At 51.4% G+C, this 5964-nt stretch carries 2 protein-coding genes; both read right to left on the reverse strand.

Features of this window, described 5'->3' with window-relative positions; genetic code table 11:
* Positions 1-5120, reverse strand: a 5120-nt coding sequence (locus HRU10_14795) for a hypothetical protein (GenBank protein ID NRA28500.1), incomplete at its 3' end; no start/stop codon positions are given.
* Positions 5102-5964, reverse strand: an 863-nt coding sequence (locus HRU10_14800; GenBank protein ID NRA28501.1) for a hypothetical protein, incomplete at its 5' end; no start/stop codon positions are given. The genes HRU10_14800 and HRU10_14795, both read right to left, overlap by 19 nt.

Here is a 5964-nt window from a genome sequence, read left to right on the forward strand (position 1 = left end):
GATCCACTGTAGCGTCCTGCACCGGTCAGCCCTGCCACGCGTTGGTTGCCATCGGCTTCGACAATGCCGTTGCTAGTGATATTAAGTCTGGAGTTGGGAGAAAGGACAAAGTTGTTTTCGAGCGCCAGCGTACCACGAGTGATGCGTGTTTCGCCGGAGAAATCCGACCCACTTTGGTCCATGGTGAAGCGGGCAGTGCTGTTATCGAGGGAGTTGATTTCAAGGCTTAGAGTGCCGCTGCCGTCTCTTAGGAGGCCGGAATAGCTGCTGGAGTTGGCGGCGGCAGTGGGGCGCACGCGGAAGTCTGCGCTGTGGCCGTTGAGCGCTTGAATTTGGCTCCCTGCCACACCGCTGAGGGTGTCGAATATGAAGGTGCCGCTACTGTCTAGGACGACGCGGGAATTGGCGCCACTAAGGTCTAGGTTGACGCCTGCTTCATTTTGGATCTTCGAGAACTGAAGGGTGCCATCGCGCACCTCCACTTGGGCCCCCATTCTTATGGGGCGAGTAAAGACAGTCCCGCCCAGTCTGAGGGTGCCTGGCCCGGATTTGTAAAGACTTCCAGAGAGCTCACCATCGATGTAGTCGAGCGTCTGCGCTGCCTCCTCAATGTTGATGCCGCCTCCGTCGAAATCGATCCTACCTCGCTCAAGCGCGAGCGTCCCGCCGCTGACTCCTTCGACTATTAATTCTTTCCCAATAAATTCTATCTGCGCGTTGGCGACATCGGTAGGTTGTAAAAAGATCGTAGCATTATTCTGCTGAGAACTAGCTACGATCACTGCATCGACATCAATCCCTCCATTAAAGTCGTTCCAGGTAAAGGTTTGGACGTCTGCAAAGGGGGTGTAAGTCCAATTTGCGGGTGAGGAGAAGGACAACCTAGACCAACTCGGCGTGTTAGCGCTCCAATCGCCGAATGAGTCGGCAGATCCATTGTTGTCTAGGTAGATGCGATTTACCTCTATTTCCAGGGCCACACTGGTGGCGTCTTGAACCACTCGGAAATCAAATGCGCGGTCGACACCTAGCAGCGGGATGTTGGCAGAAAAGATAGATCCGTTGATCAAGTTAGACCAGTTTCCAGTCACACCGTTAGGATCTTCAAAGAGCGTGAGTCGCGAGTTGACACCATCTAGAAAGGGGTTGTATCCGCTGTCGAAATCGAGCACCAGTGATCCCCCTAGCTGCGATGCGATGCCACTCGACCCAGCCGCTCCTCCTTCGAGGATCGCCCTTTCTCTCGGAGCAAATGCGAGCATCCGGGTGATCATTCCTGGGCTTAAAGTGACTTCTTGTCCGAAGCTTAGGCGTGAGTCAGATGAAGCTCTCAGGTTCGGGTTGGATATATCCAAGAGGCCGGTATCGCCGGCCAGGCGAGCACCGATGTAGGGTGATGTAATCGCATCCGTCGAGACTGTGCTATTCGTTCCCCGGAACACCCCTCCGTTGATACGTAGGGTAGCTGCATCGGCTTTTCCCAATGAGCCGATGCCAAAGATATTAGCACTACTACTTCCGATGAAATCGAACTGACCTCCAACTCCGATAGTCAAGGCTTCGGAGTCGGCAAAATCAGCAAGGAAAGTGTCCTGCTCTCCAGTCAATTGTATACGGCCTTGCTCGAGTCGGACTCCCGATAATCGGCTCAAGGAAGTGAACGTCACATCTTCGTCGTCGATGGCGACGCCTTCAAAATACCCCCCGGAGCCGTCCACAGCAGCTGAAGAGCGAAGGATCAGCGACTCGAAATCACGCCCTCCGAGGATGATGACTGCACCCTCTTCCGCAGAAACTTCTCCGCCGACAATGGTACCATTTTGGAGATCAAGATCCCAAACAACGCCCGTTCCCACGGCCCGCGCAAAGCCACCAGGCACCTGCTGCACGTCCCGTGGGAGCATGACCCCGCGGTTTTGGGTGTCGAGCGATGAGGTCCGTATTTCTCCGGAGTTTATGAGCCCTGTGAACGCTGCTTGCCCAGACCCAGATCGCTGTATATCCAGGTATCCTATTCCTGAGGCGACTAACTGACCTGCGTTATTAAAAATAGTTTCGGCGATTCCATCACGGCGGATACTGAGCAAATCGATGTCCGACTCGATTACTCCATCCACTTCATTAGCAGTGATGTTCTGAATAATCCCCTGTCCGACTATATTTTGGTCCACATTAAACCAGCTCTTTTGCGCCTCATCTTCTTCCGCATCAACGGCTCGAAGAAACGATTGCGACGCACGCATGAAGATATTACCATCTCTTGCTAGACCCCAATTGTCCACATCGTCGAACTCGATGACTGCACTCTGCTCCACGAAGATCGTCCCATGGTTTTGCTCGGGCAGCAGTCCCAGGCTAACGTCGCCTGGTGTTATCCCGGGTATATTAAAATCAAGATACCCAAAAACTTGGAGAAATGAATCGTCATCCCAGACCAACGACATATCCGAAAATCTGTCACTGTCTCCGATCAGAATACCCGCTCCATTGAGCGCCCGTAGAGTCCCACCGACAGTATTTGAGCCGGCACTCGATTGATTCACATCGATCTCATTGGTGAAGCCATCTGCGGTAACGGTGTTGCCTCGCAGATCGAGTCCACCGCGCACCAAAATCTTCCCCTGGGCACCAGTCATGTAGATATCCGAATCCACATTGAGGTTAATATGGGACCCAGTGCTACCGTTAGATCGGACTTCGGAGAGAAGGTGGAATACGCCCCCACCATTGCCTTGGGCATCCACTTCACTGAAAAAACGTATGGGCTGTCCAGCTACCGAGGACGATAGGGATTGTGCGTCCAAATTGCTATCGCGCTTGTTTGGTTCGAACGATAAAATACCATTATCAGCCACGGTAAAACTACCATTGCTATTCGTGACAATACTCTGACCACCGAAAACAGACGATCCTTGGAAATTAATTAAAGCATCCCCCTGGGCGCGCACGTTCGCATTTACTGACACGGTGTCGAAGGATTGGAAAAATATTCCGCCTGCCCCTCTAGCCTCTACATCAGAATCTATCGCTAGAAAAGAACCGCTCCGACTATTACCAATGAAAGAAATTTCTCCGCCATCATCTACAGAAAGCTCTTGCAGGTCCAACGTCATACCTTCGATCCGTTTAAACGTCACTGATGAACCTGTTCCATCCGCAGATACTGTAGCGGTTTCGGGTATTACCACGCGCTTCCAATCCTCAATCGTAATTTGACTATTCGTCCCTTCGGAAACCAAGCTTCCAGGGATTGAAAGATCCGAGTTTAAAGAGCCGGAGCCCAGCCCAACTACAAAGATCAGACTCCCTTCTATGCTGCGAAACCCACCGGTCAGTGACACCGTTCCGAATTGCTCAATCGTCAATCTACTCCCCCCGCCGATCACCGTCTCGGAAGACCCGAGAAGCTCCATCTGCGAGGCGCTATTCCCAGTGCCACGGAAGATAATTTCGCCTTGGTCGGTAATTGTGAAAACACTATTGGCCAAAGACAATGAATTGGCCTTATTGACACGGAAACGCGACCCGTCCCCATCTACGCTAATCGAACCTGCAAAATCGAAGTTGCCGTCCTCTAAGTTAACGCGACCTCCGTTGGACACAGAAAAGCTGCCCAACCCTGATGTGGTTGTAAAATTCGTGCTTTCAAAGGCCGATGACACTCCGGTCGAGCTCACCGCAGACGATGCACCCAACGAAAGGCTCGATCCATTCGTTACCCCCCGTCCTTTGAGTGAAGCTGAAGCAGCGTTGGATAGAGCAACATCGCCGTCGAAGATCACGTCATGAAAGTCTTTTATGTCCAGTAGGCTTCCGCTGCCCGCCAGCGTCGATGTAGATGTAGGGTCAAATCGCAGAGAGCTGTTCTCTGTCTTAGAGCCCCACAAGTCCAGATCGGCACCGGCTCCGACGTTGATCGGGATCAAATTTGTAAATTCCAAATCCTCAAACATTTCGATCCTCAACCGCGCATCTGAGTGCTTCAGGTCAATCGGCGCGCTAACCGCCTCAGGAAACACGAGCATGCTTCTATCCCCGTCACCTCGAAAATAGAGCTGTCCGCCCGCGGTGTTTACTAAAGCATGGCTCGTTTGCTCACCTAGAAAAATCCGACGGTAACCTTTAGTCGAACTATTCAGCGTGGCGCCAAATCGGATCTCGCCGCCAACACTCAGCGAGACCGCATTATCCAAGGTGAGTGTCGTCAAAAAGGAGTCCGCACCCACGTCATCGGGGTCTGCTGAAAAACCGACCTTACCTCCATCCGCTGCCGCAACCAGCTGATCGCTCGAAAGGGCCAGGGCATCGATACCGAGGAAGTCTATTTCTCCACCGCTGGAGGCCTCAATCCGTTCACCATCGAAAGTAAAGAACGGAGCATTTGAATTGTTTGTACCCGTTACTTTGATCCTACCGTCATTAAGGGCCTGAAGATCCCCCCCCAGCCGAACGCCCCCGGCTTGTGTGCCGTCGGTATAATTGCCAAGATTGATAGTACCTCCGTCGGCAACTACATCCTCCAAAACGCTGAAGCCACCCATCCGGTCGATAGTGATCGTACCCCCGGAAAAGGCCGACAAAGTCTCTCTAAAAATATTGCGCTCCAGAGGCACAAGCGGGTCCATACTCAGGCTGTTAATGCCCCGAAATGATATGCTAGCGTCGTCGGTTACAGTAATCGGTGCGCCCACATCGAATACGCCGTAGTCGAAGAATTTTATCGAAGAGTTTGATCCATCGGCGACAATCACAGCAGTAGGTGTCAGCCTCAACTCACTCTCGAGTGTTTCTATGCCCTCGTAGACAACTTCGCCGCCATTTTCAGCTCTTAACGGATTATCAAGACTCAGCGTCGCATCCTCAAAATCTCTAACTTGTAGCGATGAGAACGGACTCATCGCTCCTATCTCACCACTGGGCAAATTAAATGACGAGCCGAGCCGACGATCCCCCCAGAAAAAAAGTTTTCCACCCTGGTCAATTAACAGACTTGCTACCGCTTGGTCTCCGACCGTCACGGTATGATAACCCTGGCTCTGGAATCCCACCCTCACGAAGGTGCCTTGAGATGCAGTCACTTCGAATAAGTCCACCGAGCCGTTCAATGTGAAACTGGACACATCGCGGAAGGTATCGTTATTGGAAACAATGAATTGTATTTCCCCCCTTCAATTGCAGTCAAAGAACTGCCTGGTAGTAATTCAAAAGTATCTGCATTTTTGAACTGAACTGCCGCATTTGGCCCAGAGGCAGAAATAACCTCTCCTTGGAATTGTATCGAATTTCTAAAGGTTTCAGAACCGTAGATAAAGATCTTGCCCGCGCGGCTGGACACGGTGGAAACAGCAGAGATATCTTTTTCAAAAATAATCGCATCGATTGGGTCCCGATAACCGTCGGTTCCAAAATCTATCATTCCTGCATCAAACGCAGAGACCGTAGCTTGGATGGTAAACCCTCCCAGAGACCCGCCAATACTGATAGTTGAAAGTCCAGAAGCAGAGATCGGCTTGTTAAATATATTATTAGTAGCGGCGTCCTGCGTCACTCCCAACCCCTGAAAATTGATGCCTGTTCGGCTATTTCCGCTGAAAACCGAGCCAGTATTTGAGGCAGATATAGGCACATCTACTTCGTAAATCGCAAAGTCTTTAAAAGTAGCCGAAGAATTAGTGTCTTCAACGGTGAGACTCATCCCATCCGAGATCACAAAACGGCTCGTATCGGCACCATTGCCAAAAATCCAAAAATCTCCTCCCTGCTCCGCGCGCATCACCAAGTTATCCGCAAATTCATACAGCTCGAAATTTCTAATGATCAGCTCAGCATTGGAAGTCGTAGCCCCCAGACTACTGCCCGCGTAAAAAAATTCTGAATTCCCAATCTCAGGAGTGGGGCTATTCTTATGAGATCGGCCGGCTATCGTGATCTTACCCCGGTCCAATAACAATCCGCCGGTGTTCC

The sequence above is a fragment of the Opitutales bacterium genome (genome assembly GCA_013215165.1).
Classification (GTDB): Bacteria; Verrucomicrobiota; Verrucomicrobiia; order Opitutales; family JABSRG01; genus JABSRG01.